Below are 20,407 nucleotides of genomic sequence, written 5' to 3'. Positions count from 1 at the left end.
ACCCCTGGGGAAAGGCGCCGGCAGGCTGGGGTGAAGGCAGCGAGAACCGCGCCGGAACAGGGAGGGAAAGGCCCGTGCCTGGTCCATCCCCGAGGCAGCGAGGATCCCCCGACCCTATCTGCTTGCTCTCCTGGCAGGGAGGTTCAGGGCTTCCCTCCGATGAATCCAGCTCCCGGATCTGGGGTGAGGGTCTATGGTGGCAGCGGTGGACCTCCGCGGCTGTATGTGGTCGAATCAAGGACGGCCGGCCAGTCAAAAGTGGCAAGGCATTCCGGAGTCAGTCAGAGGGAAGTAAGTCAGATTCTTCACGCTGCCGGAACGAGTCGGAAGATCCGCGATTACAGAAGATGGAAGCCCCTGACTACGGTGAGTTGGAATAAACCGTCCTGGCCCCGGCGCGGCGGTCAGACGGCTCTCCAGCGTGCCGGCTTCGGGCTGACCGATACCGTTGGCAGGAGATTCGCCTATTGCCGTGCCAATGACGACATAGCGCGGGCCGAACATCCCGTTAGGATGTGCGCCCGGCTGGAGATTGCCCTTGTCAGAGAGGAGCGCATAGATAGCAACCTTGCTGGAGCTATCCAGCGACAAAGGCGCTGAGGGGGAGAAGAAAGGGAGTTGATTGTCTCCAATGGGATTGGTAGCCGCCAACTCATGGGGTCCTGCTTTGCCCAGATGGGGCCGAACAACTGTCCGGAAGAGAGCCGGGCAAACGAGCCTCTGGGGGAGGTAGCGCTGTCGGTGAACTGCTCCTTTCTTGTGCTCCGTGAGGTCCCTCTTTGTCCTGGCAGCCCAAAGAGAGCTGGCAAACAGGCTCTCGTTTCCTAGAGCCAGGATACTCCTGACGATGGCTGGGCCGATGACGATCCTACCCTCTCCTGGCCACCTGATCAGGTGGCCAGGAGGCACCAATGCGGTCACCTCCTGTTCTAGAGGAAGTGAACGCCCAAAGAGACAGATCTACGAACGCGGCATAGGCCAGATGCTGGAGCAGGAGAGATCTCTGCTGATGAGAGACCTGCAATCCGGCTCATGGTCGTCCGATCACACGGCGATGCAAAGACAGCCTGTTCGAAGCATTCACGGTATGCAGGCCCGTGGCTGAGCGTTGTGCCCGCAGCATGAACGAAGCTGAGGTGTTTTCCCTTCACGGGCATCTCTCATCGCAGCGGTGCTACTCTGGCTGGCCAGATCTGGAAGAACCTGGAATACTCCTGGAAAGGTCTCAGGAAGCTGGTGGAAGCCGGGAGGCAACGCCCATCCTCCTTGCCGCTCGCCGATCGCTCGGAAGTCTGGTCTCGTGGCGGTAGCAGCAGGGTCAGCGAGACAAGAAGCGGTTCAGGCTCCCTTCCACGGCGTGCTCTCAGCAGCTGGACGAGAGCATCCACTGGTGCTGACTTGCTTGAGTGGTCTTCTCCTTCCGAAAAGCCAAAGGCAAGGGAGCCACCAGTTCCCTCAAGGCTCCAACGTCTGCCCTCTGATCGAGGCTGCCAGGCTTAGCCCCATGCCCAGCTCCTCCAAATCCTCTCCCAGGGCGGGGATGGCTCGCTGCCGCCTCGATGCCTCCTCACCTGTTATGGACGTCTCCCCTGATCTAGCCGCGCTCTCTCCTCGCCCTCCCACGTCGCTGCCTGGCGGCAGTGCGTAGGGTAGCTCTCCATATTCGATGAGCAGGTCAATCGCTGATCCCAGGTGTCGTCGGAGCGCTCGAGCCAGCACCACGGGCTCTAGCCCTCCAAGTCGTCCCTGCTCGTCTGGCGCAAAGCGGGTTGCTTCGACCAGCAGCCCCGTGACCAGGGCCTGCCGCAGCAGATCGGCCAGCGATAGCCGCGTCTGCTCGGAGAGGTTCCGGGCTATCTGGAGAGCCGCTGGCGGGAGATTCCGTAACGAGATGGGTCCTTTGAGTGGAGCTGTCATCGGCTGCTGACCTCCTCCCCTGTCCTTGCTGCTGTTTGTCGTTTCTGGGCGGCAGCCTGAGCCAGCAAGTAGCCTCCCAATGCATTGAGCACAGAGGCCAGCTCTCGAGGGACAATAAGCATGCTCTCCTGGGCGCGCCTCTGGCCAAGGAGGGAACGCAATGCCCGTTCTAGGAGGATGGTTCCTCCTCCAGTGCACATCACGAAGGTCTGCTCCTCCTGTAGCAGGTGTCGTAGGTGCGTCAAGAGTCGTTGAGAGCGGGCCGTGATCACCTCATTGAGGAGCTCCGTGACGTCAACGCGCCTTCCTCCTCGAAGGAGTGTGCCACTTATGAGCACCTGCTGTGCCTCTGTGTCCGAGAGACGCAGCCCGGGATAGTGGCTGCGGAGCCTATCTCGTGCCGCACGGGCCAAAGCGATGGTGCCTTCATCGAGCAAGGTGGCCTGCATGCGCAGGCGTGGACGGCCCCCCTGGCCCTCCGCTGGCCCATCAATGGTCACAGTGCAGCGATGGAGCTGTCCCCCGCCAATATCAAAAGTGAGATGCTTCACTACATGGGTTGGCAAAGCCTCCCCAGTGGGACTGTAGTACCAGGCAGCGAATGAGCCAAACGTCTGTGGATAGGGCGTCACATCGACGAGCCGTAGGCGCCAGGTACTCGTCTGACCGCCTTCATCAGTCCGCTGGACCAGGCGTGGCACCTCCAAAAGAGGGCGTAGAGCCTGGAGCACTGCTGGGTGCAGGCTATTTCTGGAAAGCTCTTCGTTCGGCAAGCCCAGGCTCAGCAAGAGGGCATACTCCCCCTGCCAGGCTCGTCCGGGCCGCTCGTAGCCTGCTGCCTGGAGGAGCTCCACCAGGCAGGCGAAGAAGAAGCGCTGCCAGCGTGGATCAGGCAAGCGATCTGGACTCAAGCCAACGGGCAAGCTCTCCACCGTGCTCGCCTCCCTTAGTGCCTGCTCGCCAATCCAGAACGGTTCGGAAGCATCCACTTGCCAGGTGGGCACCTCCTCCCCCACTCGCACCAGGTCAGCAGGCGCATAGGCGGTGGCGATGCGGCGCGTGATTAGCCTGGGCGCACGGGCATGCAGGAGGGCTCCTTTGAGGGCATCATTGCCATTGTCAACGGAGATCAGGAGAGCCGCTCCGTCCAGTGATGTCTGCTCGCGGACTGGCGCCGGCATGGAGATCTGACGCAGTAGGGGAGCGCCGGCGCCAGCTGCCAGGGGTTGCTGGCGACAGAGATGGGCAAGCAACGAAGCTGGGTGCATGGGCAGATCTGCAGGTTCCATAGTGCCTCCTCTTGCTATTTCCTATCGTCATTTTGACGACAGGACAGGTCGATGAGCAGGTGATCAGACGAAGACCAGAAGGCGGCTTGTCCTCTCTCTGCCTTCCGAGTGAGGTAAAGCGTCTGCATTCTGACGACCCCTCTCAGAAACCTGGCCCCCCTTCTCTTGCCTGCTACTTGCAGCCTATCATCCTCCCACTGTCTTTGCAAGAGCGGCAGGTGCTCACATAACGTCCATCGTCGCTGTGAAGCTGAAAAATGGTGACAATCTGTCTGCTCGTTAGCGCGTCGCAGAGGAGTTCTCCATGCTCCCCTGACGCTGCTGGTAGCGACTCGATCTGCCGTAAGGGTAGGAGAGACTGGCTCCCTCTCTGCCAGTCCCTCTTTTCTCCCGGAGGGATGCTAGAGGAACATTGATGGACGACAAGCAGGAGTGCAGCCCGGGCCTGACAGAGGTATTCCCTTCTGGTTCCCCTCTCGTGCCTCTCCCATTTCCCCTGTGGTTCGCTCGGTCTCTCCAAGGGGAGCGAGCGCGTTGCTGCTCTCTCCCTGCGAGTCTCCTGCCCGTCCGGCTATGCTGCAAGAGACCGGTCCCAGCAACACCTGTTTACTACCCCGGCTGAGCCAGTCTAGAAGTGCTGATGGCCTGCCGGCCAGTCGACAGGCTAGCAGTGGTATGCCTGGTTGCCGAGATCTCTGAAAGAGATTGGTGAGAGTCCCTTTAGATCAGAAAGGAAACACCCTATGGCTGAGCCTTCCTCGTTCCACCCTGCAGCGTCGGTCCCCTCAAGTTACTGGCCCTCAGCCTCGCCAGGGGAGGCCGTACCCCCCCATTTCTCCCTCACCCTCGCCCAATTCTCTGGCAGCAGCCAGGACCGCCTCGGAGGTGGCCGTATCAACGAAGCCAGAGCAAGAGTGGTTCACCTGGCAAGGCGATCCTGACGGCGCTGCATCGGTCTTGCGGCCCTGGCAACAGTCTGGCCTGCTGACTCGGTGCAGACTCCCTCGCTCTCAAGGAGGTGCCTCGACTATATCCTGCTCCTAAAGAATCTGGAGGCTTCTGCCGCTCATGAGGTCCTTGCATTTGTTCACTGGCCCCGCTCCACCGCCTAGCGATGCAGGATGCGGCTGGCTCTGCTGGTCACGGAACTCCTGCTCTTCCTGTGGGGACGGCAGTCGGCCGGTGCCGACGTGGCAGGAGCGATCTCTGGACTCGCCCGAAGGCTAGCTTGGCCAGTCAGCCTTTACGTCGGGCTTGCTTGTGCTGATTGGCCTGGGCACGCTGTGCCTCTCGGGGGCGCTGGGTCTGGTTGCTCTAGCTAGAGTCATAGGACAGACCCTCACTCGCCCCCGGCGCTGTCCCCCAGTCGTTACGCTGGTGTCAGCACTCTTGGGGTGTTCTACCGAAGCCGTCTCCTCCTGGGTGTTCATTGAGTTCCGATCCCATTGTGTGCCAGGCTACTACTGTAGCCAGCCTGGTGTGCAGGACCTGATCATCGTCAGTCTGTGCTATCGACGTTCCGTAGAGGAGGTGTTGCTGCTCTGCCAGGCTCTCTGGCAAGCTGGGTATCATATCCTGGCCTTTGAGTACAGCGGACATGGAGTCCTCTCTCTGCCCGCTGGCGTCTCCTTACCCCTGGCCCTTGGCTATCGTGAAGTAAAGCTGGTCGCGACGACCTATGCACGGAGCGAGCACCCGGCTGTCGGATTGGGACCCTGAGGTTCTCGACAGGAGGAGCTGTGGGCCGGCTGGGGCTATCCGCTGCTACGCTGGGTGACTAACAAGCTACTGATGTGGCATGCTAGCTATCGCTTCGAGCAGGTGGAACCAGTGAGAGCGATCGGGCAGCTTGCCCCGCGCTCAATCTTGCTCATTCACGAGCAGCAAGACCGGCTCATCCCGCCGGCGGTGGCACGGCGGCGTAGAGCTGCTGCCGGATGGTCCAAGGCCTCTGGCTGGTGCCAGGAGCGGAACATACATGGGTGTGCCTGTCTGTCTGCCTCTCTGCAGATGCCTGACCGCTACATGGCCCATCTAACGGCCTTTTTTCAGCAGACTCTCCTGCGAGATCGGTCAGTGGCCCACCTTTAGACGGCTTTCTGCGTGAGCATGGTTGCTGGTTCCCAGGAGCTGGAAATATCCGTTCCTCGGGCGGCTCAACCAGGCTGTCCATGCAAGCGATTGCCTCCTCTTCACTCGGGCAGGCCCAGCCGACTTGCTGCCGTCTTCGGCTCGGCCTGACCTGGAGCCGCTGGCTGGTACACTGGCGTTGGAATGTGATGGAAGCCTGCCTCGCGGTACTGTTGATCTGTTTGCCACTGGCGCAGACAGTCATGACAGTGCTCCAGCTAGGAGGGTCGACAGTGCCTGGGGATGGAGCCGCTCGGGTGCAGACCGTGCTCGTTGAGCGCCTGTACCAGCTGGCGACCCAGCTGTTTGCCGTCCTTTGCCTCTCGTTCCAACAGGCCAGGGCAAGCCACCTGTTGCTTGTCCAACAACAACAGGTGGTGGTCGCTGTGGCCAGGAGCCTGCCGCATGTCCCGGCAATCCACTCACAGCTCAGTCCAGATGGGCAGATGACACTCGTGATTCTGGGCCTGGATGAGGACAGTGATGCGGCAGTGGCAGACGTGCCACTGCTCCAGGTCTGGCTCGAAGCTGTTCCTGGACCGATCCATTTGCATCTGACAGGCGAGGCAGCAGGGGCGACTGTTCTACAGCAGGTGGACCCAGGCGGACACGACCAGGATAGAAGCGCTAGTGCTGCCACTGACCCTGGCAGCTCTGCTACTGGTCTTTGGAGGGCTGGTAGCAAGCCTGCTTCCACCGGAACTGGCCGGGCTCACTCTCACGACAACACTAGCGCTCCTGGCCCTGGGGGTAGCTTTTTCCTCTCCAGAGTCTGGTGAGCGTCATTGGTCTAGGACTGGCTGTTGACTATAGTCTCCTGTTCATCAGACGCTTCCGAGAAGAGCTGGAGCAAGCCAGCACGGGGCCCGAGGCGATGGCTGGCTGAGGAAAAGGCAACTCACTTACCGCAGAAACAAGAGACCAGCATTCAAATGGTCAGGACCACGACTGGGAACTGTGCCTGCCGCTGGTCAGCTTAATGGCAGGGCAATGTTCCAGGCATGGGGAAAAATTAGGACACAGTCGCAACTGGAAAGGAGCTGCCAGGCATGCTCTGGGTGAATAGGACAGGACATATCCGCCTCGCTACCCTTGCGATGAACTGTCTGCCCACTCGCTCCCAGGTCAATAGATTCATTTAATTAAATTTTTAATTAAAAGTAGATAATAGGTCAAAAGAGGTATTAGTATTACTCGGAAGCAAGTGCTCCACCTGCAACAGAGGAGATCTGCCCTCTCTCTGCAGCTAGAGAAGGTGCCTGGACTTCCAGAGCCAGTTTCCATAGCTGCCATTCTCTATTGTAGATGCGGCACCTCCGACAGTCATCACTTGGTGAAGGTGTTCATGCAGCGCCTGTCCCAAGAGCGTCTACTGTCCTCCGATAGGAAAGGCGGTACAGTTATTGTCGTAGGGGGCAAAAGAGAGTGCCCGAGGGAAGAGGTACTCGCTGAAGCTGGTCCGATCGAATCCACTCAGGATCACTGCTTAGCGGAGCACCAGATGGCTAAACAAAGAGAAGCTGCTGTTTTCCACGCTTCATCGCGCTTCTTCCCTATGGGTTTGGCTCATAAGAAGGCGTGAGTCCTTTTCTGGAAGGAAATCAATCTGCTCATCAACACCCTGTAGGTTCTGCCTCGGCCGGCTGTTCTGTCAGATGGCCCTTGCCGGCAACCCCTATCGACCCCTTGTTCGGCTCGCAACCTTGTCCTTCCCTCCTTCTTCCTGGACACTTCCCGCCTTGCTTCCAGGAGATTCCCTGAGCGCTCCCATTGTCCTCAGGGTCCAGGGTGCTAGACTGCTCCGTAAGTGCGGCTGGCCTGACTCCCAATGCCTAGTCTGACCAATGAAACCGCGGGTGGCAGCGAAAGCTGCTCCGGAGGAAGAAGCCAACGCAGACACCGCGTCTGCTTCTGGCCCTTCTGACGACCAGTCCGGAAAGTCCCTCCTTCTCTGTTGTCAGGTAAGCCAGCAAGAAAGGAAAAACATCCAATGACAAGCGAACCACCTGGCACTCCAGAAGCGCAGTCTTCTGGCCCGCTGCACCAGCCTGATCAGCATGAGGCTGAGGTGCAACCTGTGTCGCCGACCTCCACTGCGAGCACACGCCCTGTTGACGCCAGCGATGTGGGTGATTCGGCCACTGTAAGCGACCCTGGGGACCCGTTCTCCTCCTTTGTCCTCCAGGAGGATGCCTTTCCCGACCTGGGGACAGCTATGGGGCATGACAGTTGGAGCGATGCCTTCCCTCTCCCGTTTCAACTCTCTGAGCCGCTGCCAGCCCTGGCCTCTGAGCAGACGGCTCCGACAGGGGCACTGCCGCCAGGAAGAACATCATCATCACCCCAGTCGCGGAATCCATCTCCAGGGGGTGCACGCCAGAGGATGTGGCTGAAGCCTGGTTTGATCAGCGTTGTCCTGGTCCTGACGTTGGGTTTTCTAGGGTTTGCTCTGCTTGCTCCAGCTACCTCGCCACATCCAACGGCAGGCAATGCAACGACAGCTACTCAGCAACGCCCTCCTGCCGTTACGACGTCTACCCCTCGTCCTGGCTCTTCACCAGGGGCTACGGCTTCTCCGTCCCGTGTCCCCTCTCGGACTCTCTCGCCGACGGTGACAGGGGCCACTGGCCTGGGAAACTGGATACCCGGTTCACTTCCCGCTGGTTGGACCACGAGGCTAACGCTGGGGGATGCTCTGTTTGCAGAACGGACGGCTGTCACGTTTACCGATCGCGAGATGAGCCTGGATTATCGCTCTGTCGGAACCCGCGCACAGCATGGAGGAACGCTGACAGCAGCAATGTTCCTGCTCACTCCCGCCGCTCGCGAGCGGTTTCAGCAGCAGGATGTCCGAGTGAACTCGAACCAGCTCTACGACCTGGTAGTAGGGGAACGCCTGATTCAGTCGGTCATCAATCCACAGCCTCGCCTGCTGGCCTTCGCTATGCGCGGGCAGCAGCAGTTTGCCTGGGTGGATGTCACCTTCACGCTGTGGCAGTCAAAGCTCGATCTGCAGAATCCCAACCACACCGTCGAAGGCATGGAGGTTGATCCTGCGACCGGTCAGCCTCGTGTGCATCATATGGTTGTGCTGCTGCTGCGCGTTCCCCCTGCCAACCAGGGAGCTAATGCCCCGATGGGAGGAACTGGCTGGCTGGTCTCCAATTATAGTCTGGACTCTCCTGGCAATGCCTTACCTCCAATCGTCCAGCCGGCGTGAAGGGGTGCCTCTCAGCTCAGCACAGAAGCCCTTGACTGGCGCCCTTTCTGGATCATCTAGGCCACCAGGCAATCCCAGGCATTCATCGGTTCAGGAGTAGCTGCAGACCTACCCAACGAGCAAGCTGACAGCCCTGTAGGGAAGAGGCCACTGGTTGCAAGAGCCTTCCCAGTGAGGAGAGAGAGAAAGGATGTTCCAATGCTCATGCCCGCCTGGATCGAACCATTGCTCGTGACAACTACTCTGGCGACTCTCGTTGCCCTGCTAGGGATAATGCCACGCTTCGTGCGAGCGTTCCAGGTGTCTGGGGTCGTCCCTACGGCACTCGTTACTCTGGCAGGAGGCGCCGCCGCTCTGGGTTTCCATCAGCTCTGGTTATTGGGAACAGCACTGCTGCCTGGACTGGTCTGGCTCGTTGGACTACATCGGCGCAGTGTCTGGAAAGCCTGGGCTTGTCTGTACGCGGCGTGCCTAGTACAACAGGCGATTGCCATGCTGTTCTCTCTGGGATGGGTTCTCCTCCGGTCATCAGGGCTTTCCCTGTTCCTTGGGAGCCTGGTGTGGGGAAGTCAGGCCCTCTCTGTGGTAGCGTCCTTTCCTTTGACAGTCGATCTGCTGGCCGTGCTTGGCAGACGCCATTTCCCTGAGCGCGATCGCGTGTTCGCGGCGCCAGAACCGTCCCGCTGGCCAGGTTGCTGTTTCCAGGTCCCTGTCCATAACGAACCGCCTGAGCTAATAGCCCGTACCATCCAGCAACTACTACGGCAGCAGTATCCCGGCCGGTGGATGATCCAGGTGATTGATAACAATACGCCCGACCCGGCTACCTGGAAGCCAATTGCACGTCTCTGCCAGTGCTATCACCAGCGCATCCAGTTTCTTCATCTAGAGCAGTGGCCAGGTTTCAAGGCGGGCGCCCTCAATGAAGGGACCTGGCGCCTGCCAGACTGGGTAGAACTGATTGCGGTCATCGATGCTGATTATCTAGTCCATCCCCATTTCCTACGGGCAGTGGTGCGACACTTTGCCGATCCGAGCGTGGCTTTTGTTCAAACACCCCAACACTATCGCGCCTGGCAGGGCAGCCCCTATTTCGAAGGGTTGAACTACATGTACGAGACCTTTTTCGCGATGTACATGACGAGTCGGCGTGAACGCAACAGCCTCCTTTGCACAGGCACCATGGGACTCGTGCGGCGCAGTAGCCTGGAGCAGGTGGGCCTCTGGGACGAGACCTGTGTGACAGAAGATGCCGAGTTATCTGTTCGCCTGCTGGGAAAAGGCTGGCGAGGTGTCTATGTTCACCGCTGCTATGGAGCTGGGCTCATGCCCTTCGACTTCGAGGCCCTGAAGAGACAACGGTTTCGCTGGGCCTTTGGCACCATGCAACTACTCAAGAAGCATTGGAGACCATTGCTGGGGTTGTCTTCACCGGCACGGTACCATTTGACGCTGACACAACGCCTCTCTTATCTGGGCATCGGCTTCCAGTATCTGATTGAAGTAGTGTCGTTTTTCTCTACACTGCTGCTGGCAGTCACGGTTGCCTTCTCTCTACTGGAAGAACCTCACGTCTTCGCGGCCCTGCAGCGCATCTGGCTGATTCCACTGCTCCTCCTCCTGACCAGGAGTAGCCAGATGATCTGGGGACTGCGTGAAACGACCGGCTGCAGGCTTTCCCAGGCAATCGGAGCTCTCCTCTTCTTCTCGGCGCTTTCGTGGATCACCTGCCTGGCTTGTCTGACAGCCTTGTGTCGCCAGAGAGGGGTGTTCCTACGAACTCCCAAGCTTCGCCAGCGCCAGAGATGGCAACGAGCCTTGCGTATCACGGCTCAGGAGGCGCTCCTGGCAGCTGTATTTCTGGGAAGCACGCTGATCGTGCGAAGCCTGCAGCCTGCTAATATCCTGGTCATCGTGCTCTTCCTGCGCCAGGCGTTCATCTATGGCATGGCTCCCGTGTGTGCTCTGGCAGCTGAGGGAGTCTGGCTCATTCCCCGCTCCTTGTTAGAGACCTGTGGAGCCGCTTTTTCAGCCAGATCAGCCCCTCTGCCTGCTACGGCGCTGCCGCCAGGCACTTCGCCAGCGCCTGTGCGAGCCCAAGCCTACCATGGTGATGGGCCAGCAGCCCCAGATCATTGCGCTGCGGCGAAATCCGGTAGGTCGATCATAGGAACGGTTCTCCTCGCGCTCTCCTTACTGATCGGTCTCCCCGTGGCTCTAGGGCACCCTGCCCGGCATCGCTTCTCATCCGGCGATTTCTGGCTCCGCTTCTGCATAGTGGATCTACTGATCCTCATCATAGTCATAGTCGTCGGGGCGGCGCTCTACCTGGGAGTGGCCTCTACCATCGTCTCCCGGCTAACTCGCCCCAAGAAACGTCGCGAGTTTGTTCCGTTGAACCCGTTTGTTCTCGACCTACCAGCAGAAGAGGTATACTTCCCTCCACGAGGAGGAACAGATACCTACCAGGTTCGTGGCCTCTATATCTCCTGCCCCCAGGCATCGACCGTGATCTTGGTTTGCCCTGGCTACCGACGTGCGCTCACGGATGTGCTGGGAGTCTGTAAGCATCTCTGGCAGGCCGGCCATAGCGTACTGGCCTTCGAGTGCTATGGGCATGGGGAACTGGTTGGAATCCCTGTGACGCTGGGGTATCGAGAAGTCAACGATTTCCTGGGAGCCATCGACTATGCCCGAAGGCGTGCTCCCGATGCGCGTCTGGGAGCGTTAGGCTATTCGATGGGGGCCGCTATCTCCATCATGGGGAGTGCCCAAGCGCCAGAGGTTGAGGCTTTAGTCGCTGATAGTGCCTTCGCCACCCAGTGGAGCGCGGTCGAACTCGCAGTGCATCGCACCCTGCGCTTCTCTGCACACCTTCCTGCCTGGATGCTTGGCTTGCTGCGCTGGGTTACAGACCACCTCTTATGGTTGCGCGCCGGCTATCACTTCCACCAGGTCGAGCCGGTCCGTGTCATCGGACAGATCGCTCCCCGACCGATTCTGCTGATCCATGGAGAAGACGATACCATTGTCGATCCACGTGACGCTATGCATCTGTATCAAGCCGCCTATGCCCCAAAGACCCTTTGGCTGATTCCACACACAGAGCACATCCAGGGGTTTTTGACTGACAGCAGGGCCTACGCCAGCAAAGTCCTCGGTTTCTTCGACAGAACGCTCAGGCAAGCACCCTCCATGGCAAGTAGCGCAGCTCAACCAGACGTCCATCCCCTCCAGCCGGCAATACAGGGGCCCGGGGTGCGGGTCCCTAGCGTGCCTGCCCCAGATTCTCGCTGCGTGATCGCTCCCTGGTCGCGGCCATCTCATGTGACCACGTCCCATCCCTTTTATTCGGCCCTCCTCCTGACCTATGGGCGCCTACTCTACCACTTCCGCTGGGCGACGGTTGTCCTCTGGCTTGTCATTCTCTGCGCGGCTCTTCCTTTCGCTCGCCTTGCCCCATCGGTGCTACAGAATAGCGGCTATTTCGCCCAACAGAGCGAGTCCCATCGGGTTGACCAGATTCTCAGCTCAATGCTCCACCAGCCAGTAACGCAGGTGCTGGTCGTGTTCCAGGCCAAGACCTCGCGCGTCTCTGACCCGGCCTACCAACAAGAAGTGAACGGCTTTGTCGCCCGCGCGAAGACCTTTCCCCATGTCACCCAGGTAACGTTGAGCGGTCCGGGACGGGATGGCTGCAGCATGTTTGTCGCTCTCGCCTTTGATCAGAACAAAGACCTGGTGGCAAGTCGCATTCCCGACCTGCGCAGGCTTCTGCCCACGGCTGCTTCTGGTCCCGCGCAGGTCTTTCTTACAGGAGAGGCTGCCACAGCCTCCGAGATCCAGTTCGACACGGAGGCCGACACCCAGCAGGCGGAGCTGATCGCTCTGCCCGTGACACTGCTGATCTTGTTGCTGGTCTTTGGAACGATTGTCGCTGGTGCCCTGCCCCTGATACTGGCGGTGGTTGCAGTGCCTACATCCCTCGCCATCATCTACCTGGTGGCTCTGCACGTTCCGTCCAACATTTTCGAGCAGAGCGTCGCGAGCATTATCGGACTTGGCCTCGCTATCGACTACAGCCTCATTCTCCTGCGTCGCTTCCGTGAGGAGCTGGCAGGCGGGAAAGCGATATCCGAGGCGGTAGCGACGACCATCGCGACAGCAGGTGAGGCGATCCTCTTCAGCGGAGCAACAGTCATCATTGGGTTTGCCGGTCTGTTCTTCATCGGCCTCCCCGTCATGACTGGCTTTGCGGTAGGAGGTATTGCTGTGGCTCTTTCGGCGAACCTTTCAGCGCTCACCCTCCTACCGGCGCTTCTGAGTCTCCTGGGGCCTCGGGTGAATGCATTGCGCGTCCCTGGGGTTGCTCGCCTGCGCCTGGCCGTGCGGCGTGTGGAAAACGGCGTACAGGGGCAGCGGTCCGGCTTCTGGCGAAACCTGGCGCTCCTGGTGATGCGCAGGCCACTCCCCATCATTGCCCTGGTGGCAGTCCTGCTCGTCGTCCTGGGCTGGCCGGCACTCTCCCTCAATCCGGGGCTTCCAGGTGCCGCAGCACTTCCGCAGGGGTCAGAAGCGCGGCAGGGTCTCGCTCTTCTGCAGAGGCAGTTCCCCGATCTGGACGAGAATCCGATCTACGTCATCGTCCAGACGCAAGATGGCACCTCCCCACTGACCGAACCGAATCTGCGCCGCGTTGACGCGCTCACGCGCTGGATCGCTAGCCAGGCCCATGTCACTGCGGTCACGAGCCTCACACGGCTTCCTGCTGGCGCGCCTGCGCTCTCACTGCAACAGCTCATCTCTCTCTATCGTACAGGTGCTTACCAGCACCTTCAGCCGCTTCGCTCGCTGGTGGCATCTACCACTGCAGGCAACACCACGCTGATCATCGTGCGGGCGAACACAGTTGCCGGCACCAGCGCGGATCAGGCGCTTATTGATCGTTTGCGCACCATCCCGCTCGACAGGAAGCAGGATCTGGTGACACTGGTTGGCGGCGCGCGCGTTGTCGATCTGGATTTCAACCGAACGCTCTACGGGAACTTCAGTCGAGCATGCATTTTTATCCTGGTCGCGACCTATGCGCTGCTCTTGCTCACCTTCCGCTCCCTGTTCTTGCCACTGAAGGCCATTCTGATGAACGTGCTCTCGGTCGCGGCAGCGTATGGTGCTCTCGTTTTTGTCTTCCAGGAGGGACACTTCCAAGAGATTCTGGGGTTTCGTGCCGACGGGTTCATCGACCGGTTTATTCCCATCCTGGCCTTCTGCATTCTGTTTGGACTCTCGATGGACTACGAGGTGTTTCTGCTCACACGTATCCGCGAAGAGTGGAAGAGAACGCAGGACAATCGCCAGGCAGTGGCTCTGGGGCTGGAAAAGACGGGAGGCGTCATCACCAGTGCCGCCCTCCTGTTCGTCATCGTCTCCAGCTCGTTTTTACTCACTTCGCTGATTGTGACTAAGGAACTTGGCTTTGGGATTACTGCTTCCGTCCTCATCGATGCGACCATCATTCGCTCGTTGCTCGTTCCGGCGACCATGCAGATCATGGGGAGACTGAACTGGTGGCTCCCCCACTTTGGACTCGGCAGGCTCCTTGCCTCCGCTCCGCCACCCCCTGTTAGTGGACAGCCCGGCTCCACGCAAGCATCGAGGGGAACACGTTCCAGTCTGCCCGCCTCTTGGAGCAAATCCCAGCAGGATGTCTCGCTACAGGTATTTGTGGAACGGGTGCTCGTACAGCTCTTCGCTCAAATCCTGGAACAACCGGAAGAGCATATCAAAGGAACCTCACATTTCTTTGAGAGCGGCGGGAATCCACAAGCTCTCGCGGTCCTGCTGAGCGCAATAGAGGAACGACTCAAGGTTCGTCTCAATCCAGAGGATATCATTGAACACCCTACCCTGTTTCGGCTGGCGACGGTAATCGTACAGCGACAAGTCTCTAAGGCACAACTGTCCCCTCACCAGCAGGGAGGAGCGCTATGATCTGAGTCATCGTTGTTCCAGTTCGCTCTTGTAGAAGAGCAATCGGTGACCTCTATGAGGCTCCATTACTGCCTGAACGCTGACACCATCACCACTCGCCCAGTATATTCCACAAAGGTATGACATTCGTCTACCATTGGTTTATATGTCATGAAATAGAGTATTCTTTGACATGAATGGTAAACTTCTGCTACAGTAAGAAGGTCACTTGTCGTGATACAATAGGTGCTCACGTTCGCTTATCCTTCTCGCTTCGATGGGGGCGGGAAGAGGAGAGTGGGATCCAGTCATCTCTTTCTCCGGAGTGTTCCCACCTGCTTGTGAGATCCATTCCTTAGAAGGGCGTGCGCAGCGACTCAGGCCATCTCAAGTAAGGAGCAGGATGCAAAGAGGAGCGGCTGCGATGTCGCTGCTTGGAGAGCGCAAAGCCTTGGCCTCCTCCTTCTGCTCTCCTCGATCATTCCTTGTAGTGTGTTGATTTGGAGTATCAAGGAGTCTCTCTTTGAAGACACTTGTACGAGCGACGCTCCATACCTGCCTTCGTCGTCAGCTTGATGAGCCAGCAGTCGCGGTCAATCCTTTCCTCTGGTGTTCCTCGTTTCGACACTTCGGGCCGCTAGTCCGTGGTCAACACGGACAACGCTGGGTCTGTATCGGCCGTTATCAAGAGGCCCAAGCGATTCTCAGTAGCAGGAGCGTTGAGGAGGCGCCGCAATGATCTCTCTGGACTCTAGGCAGTGGGTGCGCTGTCCGCGGCGTCTTGAACAGCCCTCACTGCGCTTGTTCTGTCTTCCCTATGCTGGCGGCGATCATACCCTGTTTCAGCGCTGGCCTGACCTCTTGCCAGGGGCAGTGCGTGATCACCTGGAAATTTGTCCGATACAGCTGCCCGGTCGTGCTCACCGTGTACGTGAGCGCCCCTTGTTCACTTCGATGCCAGCGCTGATCGAGACGCTCGTTCCGGCAACGCTCTCCGCCTCTCCACTCTTTCCCTGGCTGGACAGACCGTTTGCGTTCTTTGGCGCCAGCTTGGGAGGGCTGATCGCCTTTGAGCTGGTGCGAGCGCTCTCCACACTGCATGGGCTGTCCCCAGCGGCACTCTGCATTGCCTCCTGTCGCGCCCCTCACTTGCCAGGTCCACATCCCCTTGAAGGCACAGAACACTTCCACGATGCGGAAGTGATCGAGCATGTGTGCTCCCTGGAGGGAACACCTGAATACATCCTGGCCGATTCGCGATTCCTGCCGGTCATCCTCCCCAAGCACTGGGCCGACGCGCTTCTGGAAGCAACCTATGCCTATGTTCCTGACATTGCTCTCGACTGCCCAATCATGGCCTGTGGCGGGGAACAGGATGTGTTAGTGGGCCTTCCTGAACTGGTAGCCTGGCAGGCGCATACGCAGAGCACGTTTCGGCTTCAGCAATTTCCAGGGGACCATTTCTTTGTGCGTGATGCATCCGCCAGAGATCGTGCCCTCCTGCTGGAGCAGATTATCAGGATGTGTTGCAAGGCGTAGGAACAGATACGCACTGACACGAACTCTGCTCCCGTGCGGCGATGACAGCATTTCTAGATCTGCTCAGTGACTCCCTTGTAAGGTATGCAAGAGAAGAAAGAGAGGAGCCGTATGCAGATAGATGATGTGCATGCGCTCTTGACAGAGAGCGCACAGCAGGACCTGGTACAAATGGCGACCATGATTGCTCCGGGAGTATTGACCCTGCTCCAGGTCGAGCCAGAGGATTCGATCAAGACCGTTCTGGCAGGAATCAGCCAACAACAGCGTCCTGTCATTCTCACGCTTCCCCAAGGTCCATTGCCGAGCTGGATTGAGCACGTCGCACAGCTCCAGCTGGTGCAATCGCCGCCCATCGTAGGCATCGTCGCGTCCGGTGGTCGCATGGAGACGCTTGCCCACTTCGCTGACCGGTATGGGATCGCGCTCTTTCCTTCTTTGGAGCAGGCAATCGCCAGCTGGGCCTTGCCACCATCTACTGCTTTACAGGATGAGTCATCAGGTGGAACAGCTAGTCCCAAGCATAGCGTCAACGTGCTGTTGACTCACCCAGAGGCAGAGCTGCCAACGCCTCCCTCTGCCTCTGAGTTCAACCTGGATCAAGATCAGGAGCCAGGGGAGAGCGAGATGGGCAACACGGGCGGCCCTCTGAGTCTGGAGAGCTGGGGCTTCGCAGATCAAACGCCGTTGGCAGAGAAGACCCACACGAATCAGAGACACGACGGGCAGCGCACGGCCCGAGGAAGTGTTTCTCTGCGCCAAAGGGCAAAGCTAGCTCTCCTTGTCTTCATTGGAGTGATCCTGATGGCACTGATGCTGATCCTGTCGCTGGTCTTGGAGGCCATACCTTCAACGAGGTTCACAGAACCCACTGTTCCAACGTTCGTAGGGACAGTGAGCTTCAGCAATAGTAGTCAACTCGACCCTCTAGGGAGGCGAGGGCTTAATGATGTCATCACCCTCGATCTGTATTCCCTCCCAGCAGTACCAACAGGTAAAGTCGATGATCTCTGGCTACTCCCCGACCAAGCGGACGACCAGACGGCACCGCTGCTACTGGGTAGGCTCTCAGCAGGGAGCAGGAGAGAGGGGATCCATCTGACCTATAGCAGTCCCCACCATACAAACCTGCTAGCGCAGTATAGCCGCTTGCTCGTGACCGAGGAAGATGCTACCAGCCATCCAATCACGCCAGCGCTTGACTCGTCAACCTGGCGTGTACTTGGAGCAATTTCTGATACGCCCACACCGGGAGATGAACTGCACTATAGCCTCCTCTCTCACCTACGCCACTTGTTAGCAAAAGATCCTGAGCTGCAACAGATTGGTCTCTCTGGAGGGCTCTCGTTATGGCTCTATCGTAATAGCGAAAAGCTCCTGGAGTGGTCAAGTGCAGCAAGAGATGACTGGGCGTCGGGAACCCATACGGCATTGCTTCGCCGGCAAGTAATTCGGGTCCTTGACTACCTGGACGGCACTGCCTATGTCGGGCAGGATACGCCCAGCGGTACTCCCATTCTGGTTGATCCAAAAGCGGGCCGGATTGGTCTCCTTGATCTCGCTCCCACCCAAGTTCTCCCCAGCTATCTTGCCCATATCAGCCTGCACTTGAGCGGCTTGGTCAATGCACCTGGGCATACCGGTGCTCAGCAATACATTGCGACAAGCGTAGACAAAGCATTGCAGGTCGTTAGGCTCCTGATGCAGCATATCCGCCAGGATGCCCTTCAGCTTGTCAGCATGAGCGATGCTCAGCTGCGACAGGAGAAGGCGCTGTCGTTACTGAATGACATGGTGATTAACGCGAACACGGCCTATGTTGGACAGCAAGATCCAACGACAGGGCGGGTGCAAGGGGAGTGACCTGGGTCGTGAGTCAGCTCCAGCGGCTGGCGATCATTCCCCTCAGAGCAGTTTCCCCAGCGCGGGAATGATCTCTGTAGCAGGAGTGTTGATCCAGGTCAATCGCTTCCTGGCTCAAGTCATGAGGTTGCTCGCAGCCTCGTTGGCCCGAGCTTCAAGGCTCCTTCGACGGTAGCTGACTGCCTCGTAGGACAGGAAAGCGCGCCTGCAAGTGTTGGAGTGTGGGCTGCATTGATAGCAGTATGCTCCTGGAACCCACAGAGTGGGCAGGTGAAAGCATGTCGGCAGTGCTTCCCCCGTTGTCCACGCAGGAGCAGGTCTGGAGAGGGGAGGCCAGACTCACCTTCGCCATCCGCAGGCCCGGGAGAAGGGCCTGCTGCTCTGCCTCCCTCGGATCGGTTCCCACTGCCACAGCGCAAGCTGCGGCAGCAGGGACCATCCGTGGATCGGCTCGTTCTGCGGCGAGGGCACCTGCAGCCGTCCAAAGGCCAGTACTGTTGCAGTGGCCCACGAGGCGTTTTGCTCCCGTGTCTAGGCAACGGTCTGGACGGGATCCGGTGCTCTGGCTTGCTGCCATGCCGTTGCAGCGCTCACCAGACACGGCCCGTGTCCTGGTGCTGTGCCTTGGAGGCTGCTAGCTGCCGCTGCCATGGCTTCCGCCTCTTCACCGTGCGCCAGTTCTGGACGTTGATGCCTACAGAGGAAGAGCACTCGCTGGTGGCCATCAATGGCCAGCAGCGCATGCCTCTCGTTCAGGTCAAAGCCCACTCCCTGGCTGTCTCCTGTGACCTCCGCTGCTAGCAGCAGCGGCCGGTCGGGTTCCTGCAGTCGCCCGAGGTGTCCCACGAACGTGAGACAGCAATTGTCTTCTCCCGCACCAGTCGCGTCTGAAACGCTTCCAGAATCCGGTAGAAAGACATGTGGTCCGGTCACGGTTCATCCCGAGAAGGTGCCATCGGGGCGCAGACGGGTACCTCGTCCTCATAGTCCGATAGGAAGAGGACAGGAAGGGGTCTGGTGGGGAACGACGGTGGCTCTGGGTGCTCTGGAGAGGCAGCAGCCCCCAGCTGGACTGGCAAGCGAGAACGCGCGTGCGCGTTAGGAACGTGTGCCTTAAGGATGAGAGCAAATCGCCTTCTCTGACGACTGAGGAAAGATGGTCCTCGAACCTGAAGTCCAGACGCAGACCATAGCCCCAGCGCGACCCTGACCATCCGGATCAGCTAGCCCTGGCTTTGCAGAGCAGAGACCAGAGGGTGTGCCTGGATGTACGAACAAGGCATGATCCCCTGGGTCCTGCGGCTGCCCCTGCCTGGGTCTGCAGGAAGAAGGGCCAAAAGATCCGGCAGTGCACGCGAGCGTCTCCCTGGGGACCCACCTTGCTCAATGGAGGAACAGGGCCTGCTTTCCGAGATCGTCCGGTCATGGTCCGGTCGAGGAGCGGTGTTAGGCCAGGGGCGGTGGCTTGATCGGCACAAATATCACTGGCCAGCACATGGTGCGCTCCCCAGGCCCTGGCTGGAAGGGAGAATGAACCTGCGTTCGCTGGTCCTTCGGTCCCATGGCCAGAAAGAACGGGCTGTCTAGCCTGCATTGCGTGGGGAGCAGCCTATCCGATCGGAGCAGGAAGCCGCTGGAAAGGAAGTGGGAAGACAGAGGGAGGCTCACGGAAGGACGGTGGCAAGAGCGAGGAAGGACCGGAGGCACGAGTAGGGGCCTGCGGCCAGGCATGGCCCGCTGGCGCTGGAAGCGAGAGGGTAGGAGAAAAGCACGTCCTTGCCAGGACCCCCAAAGAGATCGAAAGTTCTCGCTGTCGTAATGAGGACACCTACCTCTATTGTATTCTTCCCAAAGAGAGGGTAGAATGTCGTCAGACACAGTTCCAGTGGTGGATCCTTGCCCGAGCGTTTGGTGAACACTTTGGTGACCGAAACACCAGGAAGGGAAAAGGGAATTTCTCGAGAGAGACAAGTGCTTAGTGCCTGAGGGGTTGATGAGCACTTTTGTCAAGAAGGGAGGAGGGCAAGGAGTCGCTGGTAGATACTGGTAGGTAGAGGCAGGATGCCAGGCAATTGGGAAGAGGGAACACTTTTGTCAGCAAGAGAGGAGGGCAAGAAATCGCCGCCAGATACGGGCAGGATGCCAGGCACGTTGGGAAGAGGCAGCACCTTTGTCTGCAGGAAAGGGGCGGAAAGCTCCCCTCATTTCTGGGGGAGGCAGGTAGCCGCTCCGGAGATCCTGACAGGTGAGTAAAGCTTCATCTCACACCCTCTCGACCTCGGAACAAGGCCCAAGCCAAGTAGTGAAGAGGTATAGCGAGACGATAGCCCTACAGGAGGAGCGGGAGACGGGACTCGAACCCGCGACAGCCTGCTTGGAAGGCAGGTACGTTCTCTATCCACCCGTTTTGCTCTGGTTTCCCCCATGTCAGCCGTAGCTCTATCCTCGTTTTGACCACAGCAGAGCTCATCTTATCTCG

General features: G+C 59.0%; 10 protein-coding genes. 7 read left to right on the top strand and 3 right to left on the bottom strand.

The annotated features are described in order from the left end of the window. Positions 1-252: 252 nt before the first annotated feature. The 3 genes from ACFMO7_RS05105 to ACFMO7_RS05095 all read right to left on the bottom strand — a co-directional run bounded on the left by ACFMO7_RS05105 (position 253) and on the right by ACFMO7_RS05095 (position 3,206). A complete protein-coding gene (locus ACFMO7_RS05105) occupies positions 253-651 on the bottom strand; it encodes a hypothetical protein (RefSeq protein WP_376794434.1) in 399 nt (132 codons plus the stop codon). A gap of 804 nt (positions 652-1,455) precedes the next feature. Further along, a complete protein-coding gene (locus ACFMO7_RS05100) occupies positions 1,456-1,917 on the bottom strand; it encodes a hypothetical protein (RefSeq protein ID WP_376794433.1) in 462 nt (153 codons plus the stop codon). Then, positions 1,914-3,206, bottom strand: coding sequence for a hypothetical protein (locus ACFMO7_RS05095; protein WP_376794432.1), 1,293 nt, complete (start codon positions 3,204-3,206; stop codon positions 1,914-1,916). Before ACFMO7_RS05095 ends, ACFMO7_RS05100 begins: the two co-directional genes overlap by 4 nt. A gap of 1,422 nt (positions 3,207-4,628) precedes the next feature. On the opposite strand from ACFMO7_RS05095, the gene ACFMO7_RS05090 reads away from it, so the two are divergent. The 7 genes from ACFMO7_RS05090 to ACFMO7_RS05060 all read left to right on the top strand — a co-directional run bounded on the left by ACFMO7_RS05090 (position 4,629) and on the right by ACFMO7_RS05060 (position 17,928). Then, positions 4,629-4,925 carry a hypothetical protein gene (locus ACFMO7_RS05090; protein WP_376794431.1) on the top strand — a complete coding sequence of 99 codons (297 nt, stop codon included), beginning with the start codon at positions 4,629-4,631 and terminating at the stop codon, positions 4,923-4,925. Positions 4,926-6,111: 1,186 nt separating this feature from the next. Beyond that, positions 6,112-6,222, top strand: coding sequence for an MMPL family transporter (locus tag ACFMO7_RS05085; protein WP_376794430.1), 111 nt, complete (start codon positions 6,112-6,114; stop codon positions 6,220-6,222). A 1,104-nt stretch (positions 6,223-7,326) separates the two neighbouring features. Then, positions 7,327-8,556, top strand: a complete 1,230-nt coding sequence (locus ACFMO7_RS05080) for a hypothetical protein (protein WP_376794429.1) — start codon at positions 7,327-7,329, stop codon at positions 8,554-8,556. 582 nt (positions 8,557-9,138) lie between these two features. Next, positions 9,139-14,547: an MMPL family transporter gene (locus ACFMO7_RS05075; protein ID WP_376794428.1), complete on the top strand. Its 5,409-nt coding sequence runs from the start codon at positions 9,139-9,141 to the stop codon at positions 14,545-14,547. A 502-nt stretch (positions 14,548-15,049) separates the two neighbouring features. Further along, a complete protein-coding gene (locus ACFMO7_RS05070; RefSeq protein WP_376794427.1) occupies positions 15,050-15,265 on the top strand; it encodes a hypothetical protein in 216 nt (71 codons plus the stop codon). Then, positions 15,262-16,065, top strand: a complete 804-nt coding sequence (locus tag ACFMO7_RS05065; RefSeq protein ID WP_376794426.1) for a thioesterase II family protein — start codon at positions 15,262-15,264, stop codon at positions 16,063-16,065. The genes ACFMO7_RS05070 and ACFMO7_RS05065 overlap by 4 nt, the downstream gene beginning before the upstream one ends. A gap of 111 nt (positions 16,066-16,176) precedes the next feature. Continuing rightward, positions 16,177-17,928 carry a hypothetical protein gene (locus ACFMO7_RS05060; protein ID WP_376794425.1) on the top strand — a complete coding sequence of 584 codons (1,752 nt, stop codon included), beginning with the start codon at positions 16,177-16,179 and terminating at the stop codon, positions 17,926-17,928. Positions 17,929-20,407: the final 2,479 nt, after the last annotated feature.

The sequence above is a fragment of the Thermogemmatispora sp. genome, from assembly GCF_042408735.1.
Taxonomy (GTDB): Bacteria; Chloroflexota; Ktedonobacteria; order Ktedonobacterales; family Ktedonobacteraceae; genus Thermogemmatispora.
This window is presented reverse-complemented; position numbering and strand designations above follow the sequence as displayed.

Bases quoted from the DNA above. Each gene is read 5' to 3' on its own strand.
- ACFMO7_RS05100 (WP_376794433.1), bottom strand. From the start codon at position 1,917: ATGACAGCTCCACTCAAAGGACCCATCTCGTTACGGAATCTCCCGCCA.
- ACFMO7_RS05095 (WP_376794432.1), bottom strand. From the start codon at position 3,206: ATGGAACCTGCAGATCTGCCCATGCACCCAGCTTCGTTGCTTGCCCAT.
- ACFMO7_RS05080 (WP_376794429.1), top strand. From the start codon at position 7,327: ATGACAAGCGAACCACCTGGCACTCCAGAAGCGCAGTCTTCTGGCCCG.
- ACFMO7_RS05065 (WP_376794426.1), top strand. From the start codon at position 15,262: ATGATCTCTCTGGACTCTAGGCAGTGGGTGCGCTGTCCGCGGCGTCTT.
- ACFMO7_RS05060 (WP_376794425.1), top strand. From the start codon at position 16,177: ATGCAGATAGATGATGTGCATGCGCTCTTGACAGAGAGCGCACAGCAG.